General features: G+C 41.2%; 22 protein-coding genes and 1 other RNA gene. 17 read left to right on the top strand and 6 right to left on the bottom strand.

Going from position 1 to position 23,643, the window contains the following annotated elements; genetic code table 11:
- Positions 1-3 precede the first annotated feature (3 nt).
- The 11 genes from ileS to MSC25_RS05875 all read left to right on the top strand — a co-directional run bounded on the left by ileS (position 4) and on the right by MSC25_RS05875 (position 12,460).
- Entirely contained in the window at positions 4-2,832 is a 2,829-nt protein-coding gene (ileS, locus tag MSC25_RS05825) for an isoleucine--tRNA ligase (protein WP_248442855.1), read from the top strand.
- A 12-nt stretch (positions 2,833-2,844) separates the two neighbouring features.
- A complete protein-coding gene (gene lspA / locus MSC25_RS05830) occupies positions 2,845-3,345 on the top strand; it encodes a signal peptidase II (protein WP_004588359.1) in 501 nt (166 codons plus the stop codon).
- Entirely contained in the window at positions 3,342-3,782 is a 441-nt protein-coding gene (gene fkpB, locus MSC25_RS05835) for an FKBP-type peptidyl-prolyl cis-trans isomerase (RefSeq protein WP_004588360.1), read from the top strand. The genes lspA and fkpB overlap by 4 nt, the downstream gene beginning before the upstream one ends.
- Positions 3,782-4,711: a 4-hydroxy-3-methylbut-2-enyl diphosphate reductase gene (gene ispH, locus MSC25_RS05840; RefSeq protein ID WP_248442856.1), complete on the top strand. Its 930-nt coding sequence runs from the start codon at positions 3,782-3,784 to the stop codon at positions 4,709-4,711. Before fkpB ends, ispH begins: the two co-directional genes overlap by 1 nt.
- Positions 4,712-4,751: 40 nt before the next feature.
- Complete coding sequence (locus MSC25_RS05845; RefSeq protein WP_248442857.1) at positions 4,752-5,786, top strand: histidine kinase; 1,035 nt, start codon at positions 4,752-4,754, stop codon at positions 5,784-5,786.
- Positions 5,783-6,487, top strand: coding sequence for a LytTR family DNA-binding domain-containing protein (locus MSC25_RS05850; protein WP_126007793.1), 705 nt, complete (start codon positions 5,783-5,785; stop codon positions 6,485-6,487). Before MSC25_RS05845 ends, MSC25_RS05850 begins: the two co-directional genes overlap by 4 nt.
- A 263-nt stretch (positions 6,488-6,750) precedes the next feature.
- Positions 6,751-7,311: a type IV pilus modification protein PilV gene (gene pilV, locus MSC25_RS05855; RefSeq protein ID WP_248442858.1), complete on the top strand. Its 561-nt coding sequence runs from the start codon at positions 6,751-6,753 to the stop codon at positions 7,309-7,311.
- 1 nt (position 7,312) lies between these two features.
- Positions 7,313-8,308, top strand: a complete 996-nt coding sequence (locus MSC25_RS05860) for a PilW family protein (RefSeq protein WP_138579991.1) — start codon at positions 7,313-7,315, stop codon at positions 8,306-8,308.
- The gene (locus MSC25_RS05865; RefSeq protein ID WP_004588366.1) at positions 8,296-8,799 is read left to right on the top strand and encodes a hypothetical protein; all 504 of its coding nucleotides are present in this window, start codon (positions 8,296-8,298) and stop codon (positions 8,797-8,799) included. The genes MSC25_RS05860 and MSC25_RS05865 overlap by 13 nt, the downstream gene beginning before the upstream one ends.
- 1 nt (position 8,800) lies before the next feature.
- Positions 8,801-12,028: a PilC/PilY family type IV pilus protein gene (locus MSC25_RS05870; protein WP_248442859.1), complete on the top strand. Its 3,228-nt coding sequence runs from the start codon at positions 8,801-8,803 to the stop codon at positions 12,026-12,028.
- 9 nt (positions 12,029-12,037) lie between these two features.
- Complete coding sequence (locus MSC25_RS05875; RefSeq protein ID WP_024032268.1) at positions 12,038-12,460, top strand: type IV pilin protein; 423 nt, start codon at positions 12,038-12,040, stop codon at positions 12,458-12,460.
- A gap of 14 nt (positions 12,461-12,474) precedes the next feature.
- Here the strand turns inward: MSC25_RS05875 and MSC25_RS05880 are convergent, their stop codons facing one another.
- Together MSC25_RS05880 and MSC25_RS05885 are read right to left on the bottom strand one after the other, a co-directional pair.
- Positions 12,475-13,005, bottom strand: coding sequence for a GspH/FimT family pseudopilin (locus tag MSC25_RS05880; RefSeq protein ID WP_096739290.1), 531 nt, complete (start codon positions 13,003-13,005; stop codon positions 12,475-12,477).
- Between the two features lie 79 nt (positions 13,006-13,084).
- The gene (locus MSC25_RS05885; protein WP_248442860.1) at positions 13,085-13,636 is read right to left on the bottom strand and encodes a GspH/FimT family pseudopilin; all 552 of its coding nucleotides are present in this window, start codon (positions 13,634-13,636) and stop codon (positions 13,085-13,087) included.
- A 179-nt stretch (positions 13,637-13,815) separates the two neighbouring features.
- Here MSC25_RS05885 and MSC25_RS05890 point away from each other — a divergent pair, with 179 nt between their 5' ends.
- Positions 13,816-14,154, top strand: coding sequence for a P-II family nitrogen regulator (locus tag MSC25_RS05890; RefSeq protein WP_004588371.1), 339 nt, complete (start codon positions 13,816-13,818; stop codon positions 14,152-14,154).
- A 236-nt stretch (positions 14,155-14,390) separates the two neighbouring features.
- Here the strand turns inward: MSC25_RS05890 and MSC25_RS05895 are convergent, their stop codons facing one another.
- Positions 14,391-14,759, bottom strand: a complete 369-nt coding sequence (locus MSC25_RS05895) for a hypothetical protein (RefSeq protein WP_248442861.1) — start codon at positions 14,757-14,759, stop codon at positions 14,391-14,393.
- Positions 14,760-14,816: 57 nt separating this feature from the next.
- Here MSC25_RS05895 and MSC25_RS05900 point away from each other — a divergent pair, with 57 nt between their 5' ends.
- Positions 14,817-15,353, top strand: a complete 537-nt coding sequence (locus MSC25_RS05900; RefSeq protein WP_248442862.1) for a GNAT family N-acetyltransferase — start codon at positions 14,817-14,819, stop codon at positions 15,351-15,353.
- Positions 15,354-15,449: 96 nt separating this feature from the next.
- Positions 15,450-17,123, top strand: a complete 1,674-nt coding sequence (gene ggt, locus MSC25_RS05905; RefSeq protein ID WP_248442863.1) for a gamma-glutamyltransferase — start codon at positions 15,450-15,452, stop codon at positions 17,121-17,123.
- A gap of 44 nt (positions 17,124-17,167) precedes the next feature.
- Here ggt and MSC25_RS05910 read toward each other — a convergent pair whose 3' ends face one another.
- Positions 17,168-18,370, bottom strand: coding sequence for an aromatic amino acid transport family protein (locus MSC25_RS05910; protein WP_248442864.1), 1,203 nt, complete (start codon positions 18,368-18,370; stop codon positions 17,168-17,170).
- Positions 18,371-18,576: 206 nt separating this feature from the next.
- On the opposite strand from MSC25_RS05910, the gene MSC25_RS05915 reads away from it, so the two are divergent.
- Entirely contained in the window at positions 18,577-19,464 is an 888-nt protein-coding gene (locus tag MSC25_RS05915) for a DMT family transporter (RefSeq protein ID WP_248442865.1), read from the top strand.
- Between the two features lie 13 nt (positions 19,465-19,477).
- Here the strand turns inward: MSC25_RS05915 and MSC25_RS05920 are convergent, their stop codons facing one another.
- On the bottom strand, positions 19,478-20,356 hold the full coding sequence (locus MSC25_RS05920) for an OmpA family protein (RefSeq protein WP_054983043.1): 879 nt from the start codon (positions 20,354-20,356) through the stop codon (positions 19,478-19,480).
- Between the two features lie 362 nt (positions 20,357-20,718).
- On the opposite strand from MSC25_RS05920, the gene rnt reads away from it, so the two are divergent.
- Positions 20,719-21,411, top strand: coding sequence for a ribonuclease T (gene rnt / locus MSC25_RS05925; protein ID WP_248442866.1), 693 nt, complete (start codon positions 20,719-20,721; stop codon positions 21,409-21,411).
- On the opposite strand, the gene MSC25_RS05930 is transcribed toward rnt, so the two are convergent.
- On the bottom strand, positions 21,395-23,020 hold the full coding sequence (locus MSC25_RS05930; RefSeq protein ID WP_248442867.1) for a FapA family protein: 1,626 nt from the start codon (positions 23,018-23,020) through the stop codon (positions 21,395-21,397). The genes rnt and MSC25_RS05930 overlap by 17 nt on opposite strands.
- 266 nt (positions 23,021-23,286) lie before the next feature.
- Here MSC25_RS05930 and ssrA point away from each other — a divergent pair.
- Positions 23,287-23,643: a transfer-messenger RNA gene (gene ssrA, locus MSC25_RS05935) on the top strand.

Here is a 23,643-nt window from a genome sequence, read left to right on the forward strand (position 1 = left end):
TTAATGAGCGACTACAAACATACTTTGAATTTACCGGAAACACAGTTTCCAATGCGTGGCAATTTGGCACAACGTGAACCAAAAATGCTTAAAGCATGGTATGAAGACGACCTGTACGGTCAAATTCGCAGCGCTAAAAAAGGTAAAAAGACCTTTATTTTGCATGACGGCCCTCCGTATGCAAACGGCGATATCCATTTAGGCCACTCAGTAAATAAAATTTTAAAAGACATAATTGTTAAGTCTAAAACTTTATCTGACTTTGATGCACCTTATGTGCCTGGTTGGGACTGTCATGGTTTGCCAATTGAGTTAATGGTTGAGAAAAAAGTAGGCAAGCCAGGCGTTAAAGTAACCGCGAGCGAGTTTCGTGAAAAATGCCGTGCTTACGCTAAAAAGCAAGTTGAAGGTCAAAAAGTAGACTTTAAACGTTTAGGTGTGTTTGGCGATTGGGACAAACCTTACTTAACAATGAACTATGACTTTGAAGCAAACGCTATTCGCGTGCTTGGTCGTATTATTAAAAATGGCCACCTTCATAAAGGTGCAAAGCCTGTGCATTGGTGTACAGACTGTGGTTCTGCATTAGCAGAGGCCGAAGTAGAGTACCAAGATAAGCAATCTCCAGCGATTGACGTACGTTTTACATTTGCAGATCAAGACGCAGTTGTTAACGCCTTTGATTTAGCCGGTGGCCATAAAGGCCAAGGCAGTGTAGGTACTGTTATTTGGACTACAACACCGTGGACCTTACCCGCTAACCGTGCGGTAGCAGTGCATGCAGATTTAGAGTACGCCTTAGTACAAGTAGATGATGAAGGCTCACAGCAACGTTTAATTTTAGGCTCAGAGCTTGTTAAAGATGCAATGGACCGTTATGGCTTTAATCATTTCCACGTACTAGGTTATGTTAAAGGTGCAGCACTTGAAAACTTACACGTTGCTCATCCATTTTACGATTTTGATGTACCGGTAATTGTAGCAGACCACGTTACTACTGACTCAGGTACGGGTGTGGTACATACCGCGCCAGGCCATGGTCAAGAAGATTTCGCGGCAGGCTTAAATTACAATCTTGAAGTAGCAAACCCTGTAGGCGCGAATGGCGTTTACCTACCTGATACAGAATTATTTGCTGGTCAGCATGTATTTAAAGCAAATGCCAGTGTAATTGACGTACTAACAGAGCGCGGTGCTTTAATGCATCATCATGCGCTTACGCATAGCTACCCGCATTGTTGGCGCCACAAAACACCTATTATTTTCCGTGCTACACCGCAGTGGTTTGTAAGCATGGATCAGGCTAACTTACGTCAAGACTCGTTGAGCGAAATTAAAAACACCCAATGGTTGCCAGAGTGGGGCGAAAGCCGCATTGCGAACATGGTTGAAGGTCGCCCAGATTGGTGTATTTCACGCCAACGTACTTGGGGGGTGCCAATTGCCTTATTTGTTGATAAAGACACTGGTGCTTTACACCCAAATACGCAAGCGCTTATTGAGCAAGCTGCAGAGCTGGTAGAAAAATCAGGCATTCAAGCATGGTATGACCTAGAGCCTGCCACCTTGTTAGGCGAAGAAGATGCCAAGCAATACATGAAAGTACAAGATACGTTAGATGTATGGTTTGATTCGGGCGTAACACATGCATGTGTTGTTGATGCACGAGAAGAGTTAGTTGGCCCAGCAGATTTATACCTAGAAGGTTCTGATCAGCACCGTGGTTGGTTTATGTCATCAATGATGACCTCAGTTGCTATTAACGGTCACGCACCTTACAAGCAAGTACTAACGCACGGCTTTACCGTAGATGAAAACGGCCGCAAAATGTCAAAATCGTTAGGCAACGTTATTTCACCACAAAACGTGATGAATAAACTTGGCGCTGACATTTTACGTTTATGGGTAGCCTCTACCGATTACACCGCCGAAATGACAGTATCGGATGAAATATTTAAACGCTCTGCAGATCGCTACCGCCGTATTCGTAACACTAGCCGTTACTTACTAGCTAACCTAAGTGGTTTTGATCCAAAAACAGACCAAGTTGCTGTTGATGATATGGTTGAGCTTGATAAGTGGATTGTTGGCCGTGCAGCCCAATTACAAGAAGAAATTTTAGCAGCCTACGATAGCTACCAAATGCTATTAGTAACGCAAAAGCTAATGAACTTCTGTACAGGTGAGCTTGGTTCGTTCTACTTAGATGTAATTAAAGACCGCCAGTACACAGCAAAAAGCGACAGTCATGCACGTCGTTCTTGTCAAACTGCGCTTTATCATATTGCTGAAGCAATGACTCGTTGGATGGCACCAATTATGAGCTTTACAGCTCAAGAAATTTGGGAAGCACTACCGGGCGAGCGTAGCGATTACGTATTTACATCGGTATGGTACGACGGTTTACACGCACCGACAAACAGCCAATTTGGCAACGATGACTGGCAAGCGATTCTAAATGTACGTGACGAAGTAAACCGCGTATTAGAAGCAGCCCGAAAAGAAGAAGTAATTGGCGCAACGTTACAAGCAAGCGTTAACTTATACGCCGAAAAAGCACTGGCTGATAAGTTAGCAGCATTAGGTGATGAACTACGTTTTGTATTACTAACGTCTGCGGTCACTGTATCTGCAGTAGATAGCCAGCCAAGTGATACACAAACAACCGAAATTGAAGGTTTGTACATTAGCGTAGCAGCCACAGATGCAACTAAATGTGAGCGTTGTTGGCATTACAGCGATGATGTAGGTTCAGAGCCTGCACACCCTGAAATTTGTGGTCGTTGTGTAAGCAATGTTGACGGCGAAGGTGAAAAGCGTCAATTCGCTTAGGAGCTTTACTCAGTGAGCAAACTAGCCCAAAAAAGTGGTTTAGTGTGGCTTTGGTTAAGTCTATTACTTCTTGTAATAGACTTTGCCACTAAAACACTTGTTGTAAATACCATGGCTTATCAAGAGTCGATTAATTTACTACCTGTTTTTAGTATTACCTACGTACATAACTATGGAGCGGCCTACAGCTTTTTAAGTGAAGCGGGTGGCTGGCAACGTTGGTTTTTAAGTTTTATTGCCATTGCTATTAGTGCGCTATTAGTGTGGTGGTTAAAGCGTTTACCAGCGACAAATAAAATATTATGTAGTGCTTATGCGTTAGTGCTTGCTGGCGCTATTGGTAATTTATATGACCGTGTTGCTTATGGTTATGTAATTGACTTTATACATGTGTTTTATAAAAACTCGCATTTTCCAGTATTTAATATTGCCGACTGTGCAATTTGTATTGGTGCCGCATTATTATTATTTGATGCCTTTACAGGCGAAAGTCCGAAGGAGCATAAAGCATGAGCCAAGCTGTAATTGGTGAAAACTCAGAGGTTATTTTTCACTTTTCTATTAAACTAGAAGATGGCTCTGCCGCAGACTCAACCAAGGTGCATAATAAACCAGCCAAGTTAACGATGGGTGATGGCAGCTTAACGGCTAATTTTGAAAAGTGCTTACTAGGTTTAAGTGCAGGCGAAAGCAAAACGTTTGAGTTAGAACCAGAAGACGCCTTTGGCCAACCTAATCCAGATAATATTTACTATGTAGAACGCAGTAAATTTGGTGCAGAAACGCCAGCTAAAGTCGGCGCAATTATTGCCTTTACTCAGCCTGATGGTACTGAGCTGCCAGGACTGGTACGCGAAGTACAAGGTGAGTCGGTTACTATAGATTTTAATCATCCGTTAGCAGGTCAACGTTTAACGTTTGAAGTAGATATTATTGAGGTGCAAGGCTAATGGATATTTTATTAGCGAACCCGCGAGGCTTTTGTGCAGGGGTAGACCGTGCAATTAGCATAGTAGAGCGCGCTTTAGATATTTTTGAAAAGCCAATTTACGTACGCCACGAGGTCGTTCATAACCGCTACGTAGTAGATGGTTTAAAAAACCGTGGTGCTGTATTTGTTGAAGAGCTAGACCAAGTACCTGATGACAGCATTGTTATTTTTAGCGCCCACGGTGTATCGCAAGCGGTACGCTCAGAAGCTAAACGCCGCGATTTAAAAGTGTTTGACGCAACATGCCCATTAGTTACTAAAGTGCATATGGAAGTAACGCGAGCGAGCCGTAAAGGTATTGAGTGTATTTTAATTGGTCACCATGGTCACCCAGAAGTTGAGGGTACTATGGGGCAGTATGACAATAACGACGGTGGTATTTACCTTGTAGAAACCGCAGAAGATGTTGCCAAACTTAAAGTTAAAAATGCTGATAACCTATTTTATTGTAGCCAAACAACGCTTTCGGTAGATGACACTGCAGATGTAATTGATGCGCTGCGCGAAAAATTCCCAGCAATTGATGGCCCGCGTAAAGATGACATTTGCTATGCGACACAAAACCGTCAAGATGCTGTGCGTGATTTAGCAGACAAGGTAGATGTGCTATTAGTTGTGGGGGCAAAAAACAGCTCTAACTCTAACCGTTTACGTGAACTTGCAGATAAAATGGGCACAACCGCTTATTTAATCGATGATGCAACAAATGTTGAAGCACAGTGGTTTGGTGAAACTAACGCTGTGGGAGTAACTGCGGGGGCTTCTGCGCCAGAAGTGCTGGTACAGCAAGTTATTGCACGCTTAAAAGAGCTAGGCGGCAAGCAGGTAGTTGAAAACCCAGGTGAAGAAGAGAATATCGTATTTGCCGTTCCTGTTGAGCTGCGTTAATCTATATAAATTAATTATTTAGATTACAAGGAGAGCCGTTATGAGCAAGTTGCCGCAAGGTGAAACATTGCTTTTTTCGGCTCTTTTTAATGAGCGCGGGGTACTTGCCACGCTTATTGTTACCCAAGTTGTTGCTACTATCTTAGCGTTTGCTCCTTTTGTTGAAGGGGATAGCTGGCAAAGCCTTGGCGTAATTAGTTTATTTTCTCATATGACCGTTTTGGTCAGTATTTCTGCTTTATACTCTTTTCGGGGTGTTTTACAAAAAAAGCCGCAAACCACCCAGCTTTTTGCTTTTTTTATTTCCTTTTTAGTCAGTACCGCTTTATTTAGTGTGCTGTGTGCCCGCTACTTTTTAGATATTACAAATAATGAAACGAGTATTTATTTTGTATTACGAAACTGCTTAATTGTTTTTTTGATCACGGCTTTATTTGTACAGTTTTTACTGATTTATTTTGAAAAAGAGCAGCAAACAAAAGCGCTCGCGCGCGCGGAGCTTGATGCTTTGCAAGCCAGAATTCGCCCTCATTTTTTGTACAATAGCCTTAATACCGCCGCCGAGCTAACACATCATGATGCCGATGCTGCAGAGCAAGCAATACTTGCGCTTGCGGCGCTGTCGCAAGCGGCTATGCGCTCGGGGCAGCGCGTTTCTCTCGAAGATGAGCTGACCTTATCAAAACAGTATGTTGCGCTGGAAACATGGCGCTTTGGCAGTCGTTTAAAGCTTAATTGGCAAGTGCCTGCTGATTTACCAGATATTAGTATTCCGTGCTTAACCCTTCAGCCGTTAATAGAAAATGCGGTGTGTCATGGGGTAGAGCCCAGTGAAACAGGGGCCGTTATTAGTGTAGAGCTACACGTAACAACAGGGTATTTAACATTGATTGTTTCTAACCCTATCACTCATAATGAGGCGTTAAAAAGACCAAATAACGGCATGGCACTTGAAAATATTCGCCAACGATTGTTTATATATTACAAAGAAAAAGCACAACTAACGATCACACAAAAAGAGGATGTATTTAGAGTAAAAGTGGTGATCCCTAAGCAGTTTGAGAACCCCCAATGAATGTTGTAATTATTGATGATGAACCGCTAGCTCGCGCAAGAATAAAGCGGCTACTGCAGCACAACGAGCATATTTTAGTTAAAGGCGAAGGTGATAACGGCGCGCAGGGGCTTGCCATTATCAAGCAGGTTCATCCCGATTTGGTTTTTTTAGACATAGATATGCCGGGTATTAATGGCCTAGAAGTAGCGCAGCAACTCAATACGCTGAGCGTGCCACCGGCAATAGTATTTGTAACGGCTTACCCCGAGCATGCACTTGATGCGCTACAGCTTAGTGCCGCAGGATACTTAGTAAAACCCGTTACTGAACAGGCATTAAATAAAGTGTTAGCGCAAGTTGGGCGTTTAAATAAAGCGCATATGCAAAAGCAGCAATCTACAAAAATTAGTTATCAGCTTGGTGGCACAATAAAAAGTATTGAACTTGATCAAGTGTATTACTTTAATGCCCAAGAAAAATACACCAATATGGTATTTAAAGAGGGCGAGGCCCTAATTGAACAAAGCTTAAAACAACTTGAGCAACGCTTCCCAACGCAATTATTACGTATTCACAGAAATACGCTCATAAACAAACAAAAGCTTGTTGCCTTGCATACCCAAAGCCCTGGTGTACATAGCGTAGAACTAGCCGGATGTAAGGAGCAATTAAGCGTAAGTAGGCGAGAGCTAAAAACAGTAAAAAATGCGCTAAGTTAGAGCCTGTTATGTTTTAGGTTGAATTTTTAGTAGGTTGCTTGGCTTTTTAAGTAAGGCAGAGGCCGCTATTGAGCCCACTAAATTAGCAGCATTGCGCTGGAGTTAAATCGCCTCTAGATAGAGTAATTTTAATCTTCAAAGCTCAATTGGCTTGATGCTGTTAACCGTTTATCAACAAATTTAACCGCTTGTCCTAGTATATATTGCATCTACATTTTCAATGCATAAACTTATAATCAGATAAAATTTATTTGGTTTTTACTATGCATTCACCTCACAAAAAACCTCAAAAAGGCTTTACCTTAATTGAAGTGCTGATTGCGTTTATTATTTTAAGCTTTGGCTTATTAGGCGCTGTTGCACTGCAAGCAAAAGCTAAGCAGGCAAGCTTTGACTCTATGCAGCGGGCAGCCGCGGTAGCGTTAGGAAATGATATTATTCAGCGCATTAGAGCAAATGATACCGCACAGCTAGTTACTTTATATACGCAAACTTTCACCAGTAAAACATCAACGTCTACCTCTACGGCTTGTTTTAGTGGGTCATGCACTGCAGCGCAAGTTGCAGCCCTTGATTTACAGCAATGGAAACGCGCCATTCGTGCACGCGAAAACACCGGTTCTCTCGATGATGCCACTGTATGTATAAACCCTACGGCTGCATCAGGTACGGGTGGGCGTGGGTTTAATATTGAAGTAATAGTGTCTTGGCAAGGCCGCCAAGAGTTTAATGCCAATGATGAAACCAAAGCGCTTAAATGCGGTACTGACGATAAAAAACGCCGTTTGGTTGCATTAAATAGCTATATATACCTAAGGAGCTAACATGAGAGATAAAGGTTTTACACTAATAGAAATGATGATTTCATTATTTATTGGTGGGCTTATTTTAGGTGGGGTGATGTTTACCTATATTGGCATGAAAGTAACCACAAAAGACACAATGACAATAGGCGAGTTACAAGAGTCAGGCCGCTTAGCCATTAATATTATGCAGCGCGATATTGAGCAGGTGGGCTTTTGGGGAACTTATTATGATGACTCGTTTACTGCAGCAAACACACAAACGTTAGCTAACCCTGGTGGTGATTGCTTTGAAGGGCTTAATAACGGCAGCTTTCCAGATTTAGCATCTTCTAGCAATTTCAGAACTATTTATGCAAAAGAGGCCAGTTCAACAAGTGAGCTTAACTGTATAAGTAAGCCAATTGCAGGAACTGACATTTTACAAATCAAGTTTTTACAAGGTGAGCAGCTCACGGTAGATGGCGCCACTAATGAAACACAAGCGGATGAAAACTATTTTATAGCTGAGCAAGAAAGCGCAGAATTTACCCGAGGCGTTGTAGCAGCGGGTAGTTTAAACGTTAATGCCACGGTGTGGCCTTATAGCCATCATGTTTATTATCTCGCAGAGCAAACTTATACGGTAAATAATAAAAGCCTTACAGTACCAGCATTAATGCGTAAACGCTTAAATGGCGCCAATATGAAAGCCGAAACCATTATGGAGGGCGTTGAAAACATGCGCTTTGTATTTGGTTTAGATACAGACAGTGATAGCCGTGTTGATTCGTACCGAAGTATTGAGGACATGCAGCACTCTGACTGGGAAAACCGCAAAAGTATTCTAACAGTGCAGGTTTTTTTATTAGTTAGAGCATTGCAACCAGATCCGGGCCTTAAAATAAAAAATCAAACATATATTTTAGGTGAAGATGAAGACTCCCGAGAGCTCACTTTTACCGATACTTACAGAAGAACAGTATTTACCACCACAATTCGTTTAAATAACGTGGGAGCAAATTTATGGCGTATCTAAGTAAACACGCAAATAAACAACAAGGTGTTGTGCTTATTACAGCCCTTATTATGGTTATTGCTGTAACGGGAATTGCCGTTACATTAATGAGCAGCAGTAGTGTAGATATAAAAATTACCAATGCAGCTCAAGAGCGAGAAGTCGCTGAAAATGAGCTTATTGGAGAAGTACAGCGAATGATTTCTGATGAGGCAAGCAAAGGTGCTGCTAATCAGTTTTTTTTAACGCCAGATGAAGTATCAACTCATGCAGGCGCAGATGATGAAGGGATGGTAATAGCCACGCACGACGATATGCAAAGCAAAATGATAAACCTAAATCAGGGGGCGCTTGATTTAGAATGCCCACGCCGATTTAATTTTACTGCCGGTATATCGTGTAACATGCTGCAAGTTTCTACCACTATTCAATATGGCTCTAAAGCAAAGCACGAACTTACAATTGTAACAGGTGTAGCTCAAGAAATGGCCAGTATAAGTAAGGGGATTTAGAATGAAATTTAATCTTAATAAGCCATTGGTCTCTTTACTTGGTTTAGCACTGAGCGCCTCAGCAGTTGCTGAAGATATAGAGCTTTATGTCAATCATGATTTAGATTTAGATGAGAAACCAAGGGTTTTACTCATATTTGATACATCAGGCAGTATGGCGTTTTCATCCTCTAATGGTAATAGTTGTGGCTTTAGCAACCAAACTGGTTACTACTTATGTGCAGATAGTCGCCTTGCGGCAGCACAATTTGCCATGAATAAAGTGGTATCAGATAACGAAGACTCTATTGATTTTGGTTTGATGCGATTTAAAAGTGATTCTGAGGGCGGCTATATTGTAAATGGTGTTGGTAGTGACTCGTCTATAGTGCGCAGCTCCATCGCAGCTCTTCCAGCCAATGGTGGCACGCCTCTAACAGAGACACTTTGGGAAGCATATTTATATATTACTGGGCAGAAGCTTGAATATGGTGAAGACGCTTCAACTGTAGAGCGTGATACAAATGTAGAGTTACGTACAGGTAGCCAATGGACAGATGTTGAGTGTGATTGGGTTTACAGAGGGAGAAGAACTGGCTGGGTGTATGAATGTGAAAATATAGTGAGAGATAATTACGAGTATACTTATATATCGCCCTTTGCAGACAGTGAAGCAGAAGCGGCTCGTTGCGATAATTCAATCAATATTATTTATATGACTGATGGCGACCCTTCTAATGATAACGGCAGCGATAGTGATATTAGTGATGAACACGAAAAGTACTTTGGAGAACCATTAAACTGGAATACCGATAGTTATTACAGTAACTACCTACACCAAATGGCTAAAATTATTCATGGTACAAGTGATGTTACCGTTGATTTATATCCTGCCACTGCCGATATCCACGAAACAGGCCGCTTATACACTATAGGTTTTGGTTCAGGTATGAGTGCAAGCGGGCAAGAACTTTTAAGACGTGCTGCCTTATTGGGTGGCGGTGAAAACTTACCAGCAAGCACCCCAGATGAGCTTTCTAACTCGCTAAATAGTGCTATTTCTCGTATTCGTGAAGTAAACGATAGCTTCTCTTCGCCTTCGGTAGCAAGTAACAACGTAGACCAAACACGTAGCCGTGATGCCATTTACTTTGCCATGTTTTACCCAGAAACAAACACCCGGTGGGGTGGGAATTTAAAAAAATTAAAAGTATCAGGCAGTGAAATAGTTGACTCTGCAGATAATACAGCGCTTGATTCTGATGGTTTAATCGACACAGATGCTAAAACATTTTGGCTGCCAGATGGCCAGTCTGCCGATGGTAACTTAGTTGCACAAGGGGGCGTAAACTATCATTTAGCTACACTCACGGGGACTCCAGCTGAAGAAAGACGCAACCTCTATACAGATAAGCAAGGCGATATAGTTGAGTTTACTACTAATATTGTGAGCGATATTTTAGATTTAGTCACCAATAACCCGATTAGCCTAGCTAGTTCAGATATAAAATGGGCAATGGGGATAGATGTTGACGATGAAGACAACGATGGCTCAAACACCGATCAACGCAGTGATATATTTGGCGACCCTTTACATTCTAAGCCCGTAGCAATCGACTATGGCAATGACGACATACGTATATTGATTGGTACTAATGCCGGCTTTTTACATATGTTTAAAGACGATGATACCAATAACCAAGTGACCGAAAGCTGGGCGTTCATTCCCTCTGAACTTTACGATATTATTAAGCCTTTACGCAATGAAGACACCGGTAAACTCTACGGGATGGACGGCCCAATCAGTGTTTACTTTAGTGATAAAAGCTTAAATGACGAAGGCATTAACGATGGTATTGTTGATGCAAGCGATGGTGACGATGTGTGGGCATTTGCAGGTATGCGCCGTGGTGGAAAAAACTATTACGCCTTTGATATTACTAACCCCGATCAGCCTAAAAAACTATGGGATAACCCTATAGAAGGCGGTACTGGCGATTTTAAAGAGCTAGCTCAAACGTGGTCAAAACCCCAAATAGCGTACATAAAAGCATTTGGTGATAAGCCATTACTCGTTTTTGGTGCAGGGTACGATACAAATAAAGATGCCGTGGTAAGAAGTGAAGACTCGGTTGGTCGCGGTATTTATATAGTAGAAGCTGAAACAGGTAAAAAAGTGTGGGCTTTAACGCCAAACGAAAATGGATTTAAAGGCAAGCACTCGATTGCAGCAAATGTTTCTACGCTTGATTCAGATTACGATGGTTACATTGACAGAATTTATGCTGCCGATACCGGGGGCGATATTTGGCGTATAGACATGCCAGGCACAAGCACCAGTAATTTTACGCACTTTAAACTTGCAGAGCTTGGTAGCAGTTTAGCAAGCCAAGACCGTCGCTTTTTTTACCAGCCGTTGGTGGCACGTACACTTTATAGCAAAGTAAGTGAAACAACGATTAATGGTGAAACAGTGATTACACGTTTAGATACGCCGTATGACGCTATTGTAATAGGCAGCGGAAATCGCTCAAAACCAACAGGTACAAATGAAGACGATCAGCTGTTTATGATAAGAGATGAAAATACAGTAACTCAGTCATTCACTAGCGCCCCTACAGCGATTAAACCAGCAGATTTAATGCTAATGAACAGCGATCCGTTTGGTAATGCACTTGATGATGTAGATGAGTTTGTTGATTTAGAAGTCGATTTAGCTAAATTTAAAGGCTGGCGCTATGAATTAGGCACAGGCGAAAAATCTTTAGCAGCAGCCACAGTGGTGGGCGGTGTCGCTTACTATACAAGCTTTACTCCATCATCAGAAACCTCTACAGAGAACCAATGTTCATTAAGTGGCGGTGGCGGCTCGTTGTATGCGTTCCATTTACATTATGGCACCAAGGTATATGACGACTTAAAGTTTACCACTAGCTATGATGTACCTGATACACCACAATTGTACTTTGGAGAAGGCCCCTCTTGTGCCGATGGAAATGGTGACGGCTTTTGTGATGATAACCCAACCATTGAAGTGACCGAAGAAAGCCAGTTTTACCTAATTGGGCCGGGAATAAAAGGCGAAGATGCACAAAACCCAATGAAGCCAGTAGAAATAATGGGCCCAGGCTTAACGGTTGTAGATGGTAGCGTACAATTAGTGAATGACGATGATAGTGTAGGGTTTGGCTTTAAAACCCAACAAACCTATATTTATAAACGTGAAGAAAATGATGAAATTGATGATTAAGGAATATTAATGAATAAACAAGCACGCGGATTCACGTTGATAGAGTTAATGATAGCCGTAGCTATTGTAGGTATTTTAGCCTCAATAGCACTGCCTAATTATACTGAGTATGTAAAACGCTCTTCTCGGGCCGAGGCCGCAGCGGCGCTTTTAGACGCTGCAAACAAACAAGAGCAGTACTTCGTAGATAATCGTGAGTACACAGAGACATTCTCAGACTTAGGTATACAAGAGACCACAGAAAACGGCCATTTTGAGCTGTCGATTGATGTGGATGATGACGATAATACGTTTACAATTACTGCAAAACCTATTGCGGGTGCTGTAAAAGGCGACGGTGACTGCACGCAAATTACAATTACTGACACAGGCTATAAAGGCGCAAAAGGCAGTAAAGGTAATTCAGATGTTGAGTATTGCTGGGGACGTTAACTTAATCGGGTTAACTAGTCGCTCTGACATTTGTCGGTTGATTTAATTCGTATACGGCCTGTTTGACTGACAGATAAAGCCAGCCCCTCAAGGTTGGCTTTATCTTTATTTGGGCAATATATAAATGTTCCATTTTGAAAACCATTTAAAGAGCCATCGGGCCGAAAGGTAATTGCACTTCGGGGGTATTGCATAGAATCTGCATCATGGATTTTTGCAAATGTGCTTATTAATAAGTCGTCGGTGTCTAATGACGTAGACTTGTCGTTATCAATAAATAGCGACATTTGCCCATCCCACTCATCTTTAGTGCATTGATTATCTTTTAAAGCACACAAAGTAACATAAGTACCATTTTCAATAGCGTAAAGGCGGCCATAATTAATGTTTCTGTGCAGCAAATTAACATGATTGTCGGCTCGGTTTTTCGCTAAAAAGTCAGGAAAAACCGATAGAGAAATTTGGCTAACAATACTCACAATAGCAATAGATGCCATTAATTCTAAAAGCGTATAGCCAGCCTGAGTTTGGGTAGATAACCTCATCCCTGAAGCCCTGAGTCAAAAAATGTATTAGCTCAGTGTAGTAAATGATAAAAATATGACAACTTAAATTGTATTTTTTTTAACCGCATTTAAGTGCACTGTCACCGGCATAAAAAGCAGTACCTGATTGCGATAAAGTAAGCGCTTTATTATTTTCAGTGCCACCATTGGGGCAAAAAACAAAGTCACCTGGGTTTGTGGTAATTCGTCCACTGGTATTAAAGCGCAAGCGACGCTCATTTCCTGTAAAGGTTAACTTGTCGTTACCTGATATTTCTTCCATGACTCTAAGCAGTGTATCGGAAGCGCCATTATAGTGCCCATCGTTATCTACATCGATAAATACAACAATAATTTTATTCTCGTCCCACTTTTTGTTGCAGTTGAAAGTGTCTTTGCTGTTTTTAATTTTACCTTGGCCAGTAGGGCACAAAACAACAATTTCATCTGTACTGGCGGCTTGTGAGCGAGCAAAGCTAATATTGCGCTTTAGTTCAAGCAAGAAATTCTCAGCGCGGTTTTCCTCAAGCATATCGCTACTGTCCCAAAGAGCTATAGAGGCGATAATACCGACTATGGCTACTGCCACCATGAGCTCTAATAAAGTTAAACCGGTTTGGAATTTTTTCATATTATTTATACCTACTACATTTGTTATTATTATAGCTAGTTGAGAAAGATTTATAATTCAGACTTATAAATAATTATACCACGCTTGGTTGTTTTATCATCGAATTCAATTGCTTTGTTTGCTATGAACTCCATGATTGTCTAAAATCGAGGCAACTAAAGCTTTAATAAGTAGTGAGCATGAAAAAAATAGAAGCAATCATCAAACCGTTTAAGTTAGACGACGTACGCGAAGCCCTATCAGATGTAGGTATTACGGGTATGACTGTAAGTGAAGTAAAAGGTTTTGGTCGTCAAAAAGGTCACACAGAACTTTACCGTGGCGCTGAGTACATGGTGGATTTTTTACCTAAGGTAAAACTTGATATTGTGCTAACCGATGAAGATGTTGAACGCGCTATAGAAGTAATAGTAAAAACAGCGCAAACAGGCAAAATTGGTGATGGTAAAATATTTGTCACAGATGTTGAGCGTGTAGTACGTATACGCACCGCAGAAGAAGACGAAGAAGCGATTTAATTATAGTAATAAGCGCATAAATAAAAAGGCTGCAAATAATGTTATTTGCAGCCTTTTTTGTAAATACTATTTAATACCAATCAGCAATAATAATTAAGTATTTTAAGGGTCTAAGCCTCACGCTAAGTGCGTTAAAAACGCTTGTTAAGAACACCTAAATAGCAATTTTTTACTTACTAAACGATGTTTTTACCTCAAAGCAAATTACTTAATTAAATGAATTAGTATCAATAATATTACTGTTTTTCAGCATGTTCTTCACGCGCTTCTTCAATTTCTTCAGCGATTTCTTGCGCTTCTTGCTTTGTTTTTTCGGTTAATTCACCCGCGGCTTCTTTGCTTTTTATCCATGCATCAACGGCAATCTCTTTGCCATCGTCGTACATGTCTAAGCCCATTGCTTTACTTTGTTCAAGCAACTCATTTAATGACTCATCATTTTTAAGCTCTGTGGCTTTATCTTTTACATCGTTCCATGTGTCACCAAGCTGCTCTTGCATTTGCGCGCTTTTATCTTTTGCATCTTCTTGTACTTCCTGAGCATCTTCACAGCCCGTTAGTGTAATTAAAGTGCCTAATAAAGCTAAACCTGCTAATTTGTTCATGTGCTATCTCTCCTTAGAGACAAATAATTAATTCCACTTAATAATAGAACAGCGAAGATGAACACACCTGTAACAACACGCTTAAATTTCAAATTAATGAATGAACACGATTGGCCGCTGCTGCATGAGCTAGATCAAGACCCCGCGGTAATGAAATACATAAACCGAGGAACGCCTTCGACATTAAAACAAATTAAAGAAATAGGGATCCCCAGAATGCTTGCCTATAAAAATGCAAACAAAGGCTGGGGGCTGTGGAAAATCACCCTTAAAAAAGAGGACTCTTTTATAGGGTGGGTGCTTGTTAGGCCTATGCACTTTTTTACTCAAACTCCCGATTTTACAAATATTGAAATAGGGTGGCGCCTTAAGCAATCTAGTTGGGGACAGGGTTATGCAACGGAGGCGGCTAGTGCATTATGTAACGCCTTAAAAATGCAGCCAGAGATAAAAACACTATCTGCAATGGCACTGGCCGATAATAAAGCTTCAATTAGCGTCATGCAAAAGCTGGGATTTACCTGGGTTAAAAACTATATACACACTGATGAACAAGGCGATTTGGATGCCGTTTTATACGCAAAGGCGTTATAGCATACAAAAAAATCACTTGTATAAACATTGACCTAACGTTCTATGGTATGCATAAATGAGCCAAGCGAGATTCAAATAATAAAGTAAGGATGTTTTATGGGGTTATTTTTTCGACCAAGCCGGCTCATTGTTAAGAGTGTGTTGATTGCACAATTTTGTATATTTAGCGTGCAGGCGGAGCAAGTTACTAAAAGCGCTGTCGCAATGCCTGACTCGTTTAGTGCAGATACAGCACAAGCTATTTTAGAACAAGGTGGAAATGCTGTTGATGCGGCTATTGCTGCGCAATTTGTATTAGCGGTAACGCTTCCCGAAGCCGGAAATATTGGCGGGGGAGGCTTTATGCTTATACAAAAAGAGGGAAAAGGCGACTTTATAGACTATCGCGAAACGGCTCCCCAAGCAGCGCACAGAGATATGTATTTAGATGCCAAGGGCGATGTAATTAAAAACAAGTCAATTTATGGTATTCATGCAAGTGGTGTACCAGGGAGCGTAGCCGGTATGTGGCTGGCGCATCAAAAACACGGCACCTTAAAATGGCAAACATTAGTACAGCCAGCGGTTACCCTAGCAGAGCAAGGCTTTAAAGTGCCGCCCAAATTGGCTCAGGGGGTCGCACAATACATTGCTCATCTAGACAAACAAAATATAAATGTAAATTTTAAACACTATTTTGCAGATATAAAAGCAAATCAGATTTTTAAACAGCCCGAGCTAGCCGCTACTTTAAAGCGCATAAGAGATAACGGTCAAGACGGGTTTTATAAAGGCGAAACAGCCCGCATTATTGCCAACTTTATGCACCAGCACGGCGGCATTATTAACCAAACTGATTTGGCTAATTACACGGCTGTGTCGCGCACGCCGATTAAAGCTAACTGGAACGGTTATGAAGTATTAACCTCTCCACCACCAAGCTCTGGCGGAATAGCTATTTTGCAGTGGCTAAAAATGTTTGAGCTTAAAAAAAGCGAAATGGGGCTGGTACATAACTCTACTCAATATGTACATTTACTTGCTGAAATAGGTAAACGTGTGTTTGCCGATAGAGCAGAGTACTTGGGCGATCCGGACTTTTTTGATGTACCAGTGACTGAGCTTACTCATATTGATTACCTAAAAGCGCGCAGTAAAGATATTTCTTTAACAGCTATTTCAACCACCGAAAACATAAAACCAGGCCTCAAAGAAAGTGAACAAACCACGCATTTTTCTATTATTGATAAAATGGGTAATGCAGTGGCCAATACCACAACGATTAATTTAAGCTTTGGTAGTGGCGTTGTGGTTGAAGGTGCAGGCTTTATATTAAATGACGAAATGGACGACTTTAGCGCTAAACCTGGGGTAATGAACGCCTTTGGTGCGCTCGGCGGTAAAGCCAATGAAATTCAGCCTCAAAAGCGTATGCTTAGCTCAATGTCGCCAACCATACTGCTCAAAAACAACAGCGTTAAAATGGTCACAGGCTCGCCTGGGGGCACAACAATTATTAGCTCGGTGTATCAATCTATTTTAAATGCGGTTGAATTTAACATGGGCGCCAACGATATTGTTAATAGCACGCGGTTTCATCATCAGTTATGGCCTAAAAACGTAATCAGAACAAACGCAGGGCTCAGTGAAAACACTCAAGCTGAACTTATAAAAATGGGCTACACACTGAATGAACGCCGTTTTGGCGATTTGCAGGTTATTGTAAATAAAGACGGTGAGTTACAAGCAGCTTCTCAGGCTACAGGCCGTGGTGAGTCTCGGGTATTTTAACATTTTTAACTAACCCCTTTAAGCTAAAGGGGTTAGTTTTGTTATTAACCAATAGCGGGTACTAATCCCAACATTTGCATAAATTGGGCGACAATAATTACAACGCCGCACAGCCCTGCCACCGCTAAACCCATATTACCACTTCGCACTTGGTATCCCGTTTGAGGGCCCGATTTACGCTGCTTATACACCATAGAAACCGGTAAAAATATTGCTAATACCACAAGGGCGATGGCTGCATAGCCTAGCGCCATTATAAATCCCTGAGGGTAAAATAACGCAAACCCTAAAGGGGGAATAAAAGTAATTAGTGCGGTTTTTATTCTTTCTGATTTGGTGTCGCCTTTATTAAATGCATCAGCAAAAAAATCAAATAACCCTAAGCTAACACCTAAAAAAGAGGTGGCCAATGCTAAGTCGGCAAACAGTGTAACAGCGCTTGTTACCTGCGGATTATGCGCAATATTTGCCACACTCTCTACAAAGCCTGTTAAGCCATTACTATTGAGTAAATCACTTTGCTGCATAATCCCTTGGCTAAGCAGTTGCCAAAAAATATAAATCACTAAAGGTAAAGCAGCCCCTGCAATCATTACCTTACGCAATACTTTTGTTTCTAGCCCCACATACTTAACAATTGACGGAATAGAGCCATGAAAACCAAATGAGGTAAAAATAACGGGTAAGGCAGATAAAATCAGCCCTTGCTCAACGGGCATTTCAAGTAAGTGCTTACCTTGTACATAGGGTGTAAGCATATAAAACAAGCTGCCTAGTACTAAAATTTTAATCGTAAATAACACGCGGTTAAGTTTATCTACTTTACTGGTGCCTAAAGTAACCACGCTACCTATTACAATGGCTAAAACAATAGAGGCAATTTGGGGCGCTATGTTTATGCTCAAATCACTATTAATACGCGACTGTAACTGCGCGCCACCCCCGGCTATATAGGCTGCGCACAGGGCGTAAAACAAAAATATCATCGAAAAGTTAGCAACGTACTGGCCGCGTTTTCCTAACCAGCGCTTTGCTAAGGTGTTTAACGTTGCATCTCTAGGGGCGTATTGGTGGAGCTCTAGCATTAATAAAGCGGTGTAGGTCATCAGTAACCAACTGGCTATTATCAGTGCAAGCGCGGTATTAAATCCAAGCCCTGCAGAGGCTATTGGCAATGCCAGCATACCTGCGCCTATGGTGGTGCCTGCAACAATTAACATGCTGCCTATTGTTTTATTTTTAAGCACTTAACTATCCTAAAATGTGTGAGAGGCACTCAAGATATAACTAGTTACTTAAAACATAAATAGTTTTGTAATAAATGCCGGTAAATAATAATGTAACTATGAATTTACAGCTGTATTTAGACGTTTATATATGTACTGCGTATTACTTTCGCGCGTATAATTTACTTTAATAGGGTTTCTACCTCCTCAGTGCAAAGGAATGGCGTGTGTCAGTTAAATTATCTTATTTACTACTTGTCATTATTTGGTGTACTACGCCTTTAGGTATTGTATGGAGCAGTGAAACTGTAGCACCAACCCTCGCCGTTTTAATGCGCATGATTATAGGCTTATTTGTTGCTGGGTTAATTGTTGCTATAGCCAATATTCGTGTACCTTGGAGCAAAAACGCGTGCACGTTATATGCATACTCCAGTTTGGGTATTTTTGGCGGTATGTCATTAAGTTACATGGCTGCTACCACAGTACCTTCAGGTATTATTTCATTAGTGTTTGGCCTTGCGCCTATTCTCTCTGGCTTTTTAGCACAAAGGTTACTTAATGAGCCTAAATTTAGCCCTATTAAATTAATAGCGCTGAGCTGTGCATTAATAGGCCTTTATTTTGTAAGTTATAACCAGCTACAAACCTCACAAACTCAGGGCATAGGGCTGATGTATGTGTTAATGGCGGTTACTTTATTTAGTCTTAGTGGGGTGATGATCAAACGTGTAAAAATTGCTATTCACCCTATGGCAACCACTTTTGGAGCGCTGGTTTTTGTTACTCCTTTATTTGGGCTGCTGTGGTGGCTGGTAGATGGGCAAATAAGTATGGATTATTGGAGTGCTCGCTCGTTATGGAGTATTGCGTATTTAGGTATTTTTGGCTCGATTGTAGGGGCTTTAGCGTATTTTCATGTATTACAAAAGTTAAACGCCAGTACTGTAGCCTTAAGTAGTTTAATAACACCAAGTTTTGCATTAGCGCTAGGCGCATTACTTAATAACGAGCCTTTAAGTCAGGAGCTCATTATAGGTGCCATAATTATATTTTTGAGCCTAACGTTTTTTCAGTTTGGCGATAAGCTCATAAAGCGGCGCAGCGGTAGTTAGCAGTTTAGGGCGGTTACATTTTTGCTATTTGAATAATTAAACGACGGTTTTTATTTCGCCCTAAAATATTTTCGTTAGTATCAACAAAACGTTTTTCACCTAGGCCTGTGGTTTCTACTTTGCCCTCATCAACACCTAAGCTGACCATATAATCTTTTATAGCTTTAGCACGCTTACGCGATAAATCTAAGTTATTCCAACGGCCACCGTAGCTATCGGTATACGAATCAATACTTATAGACTCAATACTGGTATCATTTTTTAAATACTCAGCAATTTTATCTAAGCGCTTTTGCGACTCTTTAGTGAGCTTACTGCTATTTGATTGGTAGTTCATTACAGTAAATGAAATATCTTCAAAGCTGTATGGTAAAAGTTCATCGCGGCACTGCAAAAACGCCCAATAGGCTTGTTTAAAATTAACGCTTGAAATACCAACGGCAATTTTGTCGGCACTATTTTGCCAGTCTTGGTAGTAAAAGGTAGGATGAAACCCTTTTTCAAGTTCAGTTAGCATTTCCCATGCGGTTTTATTACCAAGCTCACCATCAAACTTTTTAAGTAACTTCATCGTGGTTATATCACGCGCGGGCAGGCCTGAACGCCATGCTGGTGGCACCGCCTTTAAACCGGCTATATCGTAATTGTCGGGGCGCACAACCATATCTAGATTAAAGGTTAGGTTTTTGTTTTTACTAGCCGATGCCTTAAATATGGCCTCACCGTAGTAGGGCACTTCGTGGTTTAATTGACACTGTAAGCGTGTTGTTTTTATAACTTCCCAATTGGAGTTATCTTGATTTGCGCTGTATTGGCGCATAGCCGCTTGCGATGAATAACTCATCAAGGCGGTGCCAAGGCTTACGCTAATAAAAAACAACTTACACTTCATAAAACGCTCCGGTTAATCTACTAAGCCAATATTTTGGCGTACGGCTAAAGTAGGGCTCTATACCAACTTAATTAAAAACATAATCTTTGTATCGTATTAAATAGCCCACTCACTGCGTTAAACTTACTGATGTAAAACAAAGCTATAAATAATTTCGCCTTGTTATTGCGCTATTTTCTAAGCGCCATACTAGTATCCGTAATTTAATGCGATGGGAATTAATAACAGCCAATACAATTAGCAGTTATTTAAAAGCAAATAGCATGCCTACAATATATTAATTAAATAATTTATAAAGCCCTAGCCGAGTAGCCCCCAATTTTGACATAATAGTGAGCTTATCCTCATAAACCAAGAAGACTATGGCAAATACTGAGCAAACACTTTTCGCACAACGCTTTCGCGGCTTTTTTCCTGTTGTTATTGATGTAGAAACCGCCGGCTTTAATAAAGAAACCGACGCCTTACTTGAAATTGCCGTATCAATTTTAAAAATGGATGACGAAGGGTTACTCAGCATAGATCATACCGTTCATTTTCATGTAGAGCCTTTTGAAGGCGCTAATATTGAACAAGCCGCAATTGAATTTAACGGCATAGACCCGTTTAGCCCGTTGCGCGGCGCTGTACCAGAAGACGAAGCAATTAAAGAAATTTGTAAAGCAGTACGTAAAGCGCAAAAAGCTGCTGGGTGTCAACGCTCAGTTGTAGTGGCACATAATGCAGCCTTTGATCATGGCTTTTTAAATGCAGCCATTGAGCGTAACAATATTAAGCGTACGCCATTTCATCCATTTGTGAGTTTTGACACAACCTCGCTTGCAGGGTTAGCTTTAGGCCAAACGGTACTAGCTAAAGCATGTAGAGCCGCGGGGATTGAGTTTGATAACAGCCAAGCACACTCGGCACTTTACGATACAGAACGCACAGCAGAGCTATATTGTTTAATAGTAAATCGTTGGCAAGAGCTAGGGGGCTGGCCACTAGCGCCACTACCTGAAAATGACGCCCAAGAAACTGAAAACACCGAAGAGGATACTAAAACGACTGAGTGATCTTTCCCTCAGAAAGTTTTACTAAGTGGGGTGGGTAAATACGCGAAAACTGTTTTGTGTCTTTTGCTATTTTAAGCTCCACACCTGGGTGCATTATTTCGTTAATTTTAAGTCGGCTAGTTGCCAATAGCTGAGAAATTTTTTGCTTCACCAATCTTTTTTGACGTTGTACGTGCATAGCGCGAGTTTTTATATGCTGCTCATTAGCGGCAATTTTATCTAGTAGCTGTTGGCGTTGAGCAGCAACTGGAATTTTTATCGCTTTTTCTTTAGCTTGTTTAAGTGCAGATGTTTTACTTGCCAACACTTTTTCAAAATCAATTATTTGAGACTGCTTTGAGCGCAGTTCATGCCAGTTTTGAGCTAAAAACACACGGGTTTTAGTCCCTGCCGGCGCACCTAGCTCACCTGTTTCAATACGCATAGCATCAAGAATATTTCCCCCAATTATTTTGCCGCGAGGGTTACCTGCTTTACCAACACGTATTAAGCGCCTTGCACTTAAATTACAATGCAATGCTTGGCGTTCTATAAATAAATCTTGCGCACTTTTAATATTACAGTACTGGGCATAACCAATAGAAATAGTACGCTGGGCTGAAATTTCGCAAGTAAATGCTTCTTCATTTTCACGCTTACGGCCAATAGCGCCGAGCATAATAGTTACCGCGCTTTGGCTTTCAATCGTGCCTGATTCAACAAACCCCAATACAGTAATATCGCCATTGGCTTTAACCCGCATACCATCTTTTACATCACCAGAGATAATTACACTGCCATCAAAATCAACATGACCTGTACTTACATCTACATTATGAAAACACAAAACATCGTCAACCCGCATGCCTCTAGGTAAGGCCACAGGCACACCTTTACAATCAGCGATGAGCATGTTTGGGTTATTAGGATCTATTTTTGTGCCTTCAAAGGGCTGTAATTGATGCTCTTTACCAGGCTTTGCCTTGATCATATCGCCAAAAACCGTATAGCCATCTTCACCTGGAGTAGCTGCTACTCGCTGCATTAAAGGGGTGCCGGGTTTTACCGTAATAATAGCGCCAAGGTCTTTCATATCGACCTTGCCACCTTCTTTTGCTTGGGGGCTAAGTACGCGGTCTTGCGCTGTAGAGCAAAGGCGAACAAACCTCGCATCACTACCTTCTTTAGGGTTTCGGCCATGAGCCACAATAGCGCTGTATGATGTACCTGCAGGGTGAGAAAACTGCTGACCTAAAAACGTATCAAGTGCACGAGGACTAATGCCTTTTTTTACACCGGCTTTAACTAAAGCTGCTTGAGCTGCCTCCATAGAGAGTAATGCGCCGCCTTTGGCCGTGGTAAGCGTTGCCTCTGCAACCATGTTTTTTTCATCAACGTTAATAACAATGCTCGCGTCCGTGGCTTTGGCAATTACTAATGATTCTTGCTGATAATTTTTACTCGGTGAAAATAATTTACCAATATTGCCAGAGAGTACTTCAAACTCGCAATAATCCGACTGTTCAAGTAGCTCAATAAGTTGAGCACTCGTCACCGGAAATCCATTATCAATAGGGTGTGCAGATAACGCCAGCTCACCCGTTTGTTCATTAAATAAAAAAACCGACATTTATAAATTCCCTACGTAATATGCCTGTTATTATGATTATTACTTTTACTACTAAAGCCTTATAGCTAGTGTAAAATTTAACTCCTTATTTGAGCACAACTTGACCGGTATGTTAAGTAAATGTTCAGTATTTGTTTGCTTTTTTACAAAATTGTGCTTGTTTACTGTTCAGTTGATTCAGTTAGCTAAAATAAAAGTGTCACACCCCTTGAGTATCAGTCGTTTACTCAGTTATACTGCCTTCACTGAAAGAAATTCATATTTCAGGGGCTGATTAGGATTCGACGGAATTCAAGAAGCCTGAGGTGCATGTCGAGGTGCGGTTTGCCTCGTAAAAAAGCCGCAATTTAAAGTAATCGCAAACGACGATAACTACTCTCTAGCAGCTTAGGCTGGCTAGCGCTCCTTCCATGTATTCTTGTGGACTGGATTTTGGAGTGTCACCCTAACACCTGATCGCGACGGAAACCCTGGCCGGGGTTGAAGCGCTAAAACTAAGCGGCCTCGCCTTTATCTACCGTGTTTGTCCGGGATTTAAAGGTTAATTAAATGACAATACTAAACATGTAGTACCGACGGTCGAGGCTTTTCGGACGGGGGTTCAAATCCCCCCAGCTCCACCA

It is taken from the genome of Pseudoalteromonas sp. 1CM17D, from assembly GCF_023161805.1.
GTDB classification, from domain to species: domain Bacteria; phylum Pseudomonadota; class Gammaproteobacteria; order Enterobacterales; family Alteromonadaceae; genus Pseudoalteromonas; species Pseudoalteromonas atlantica.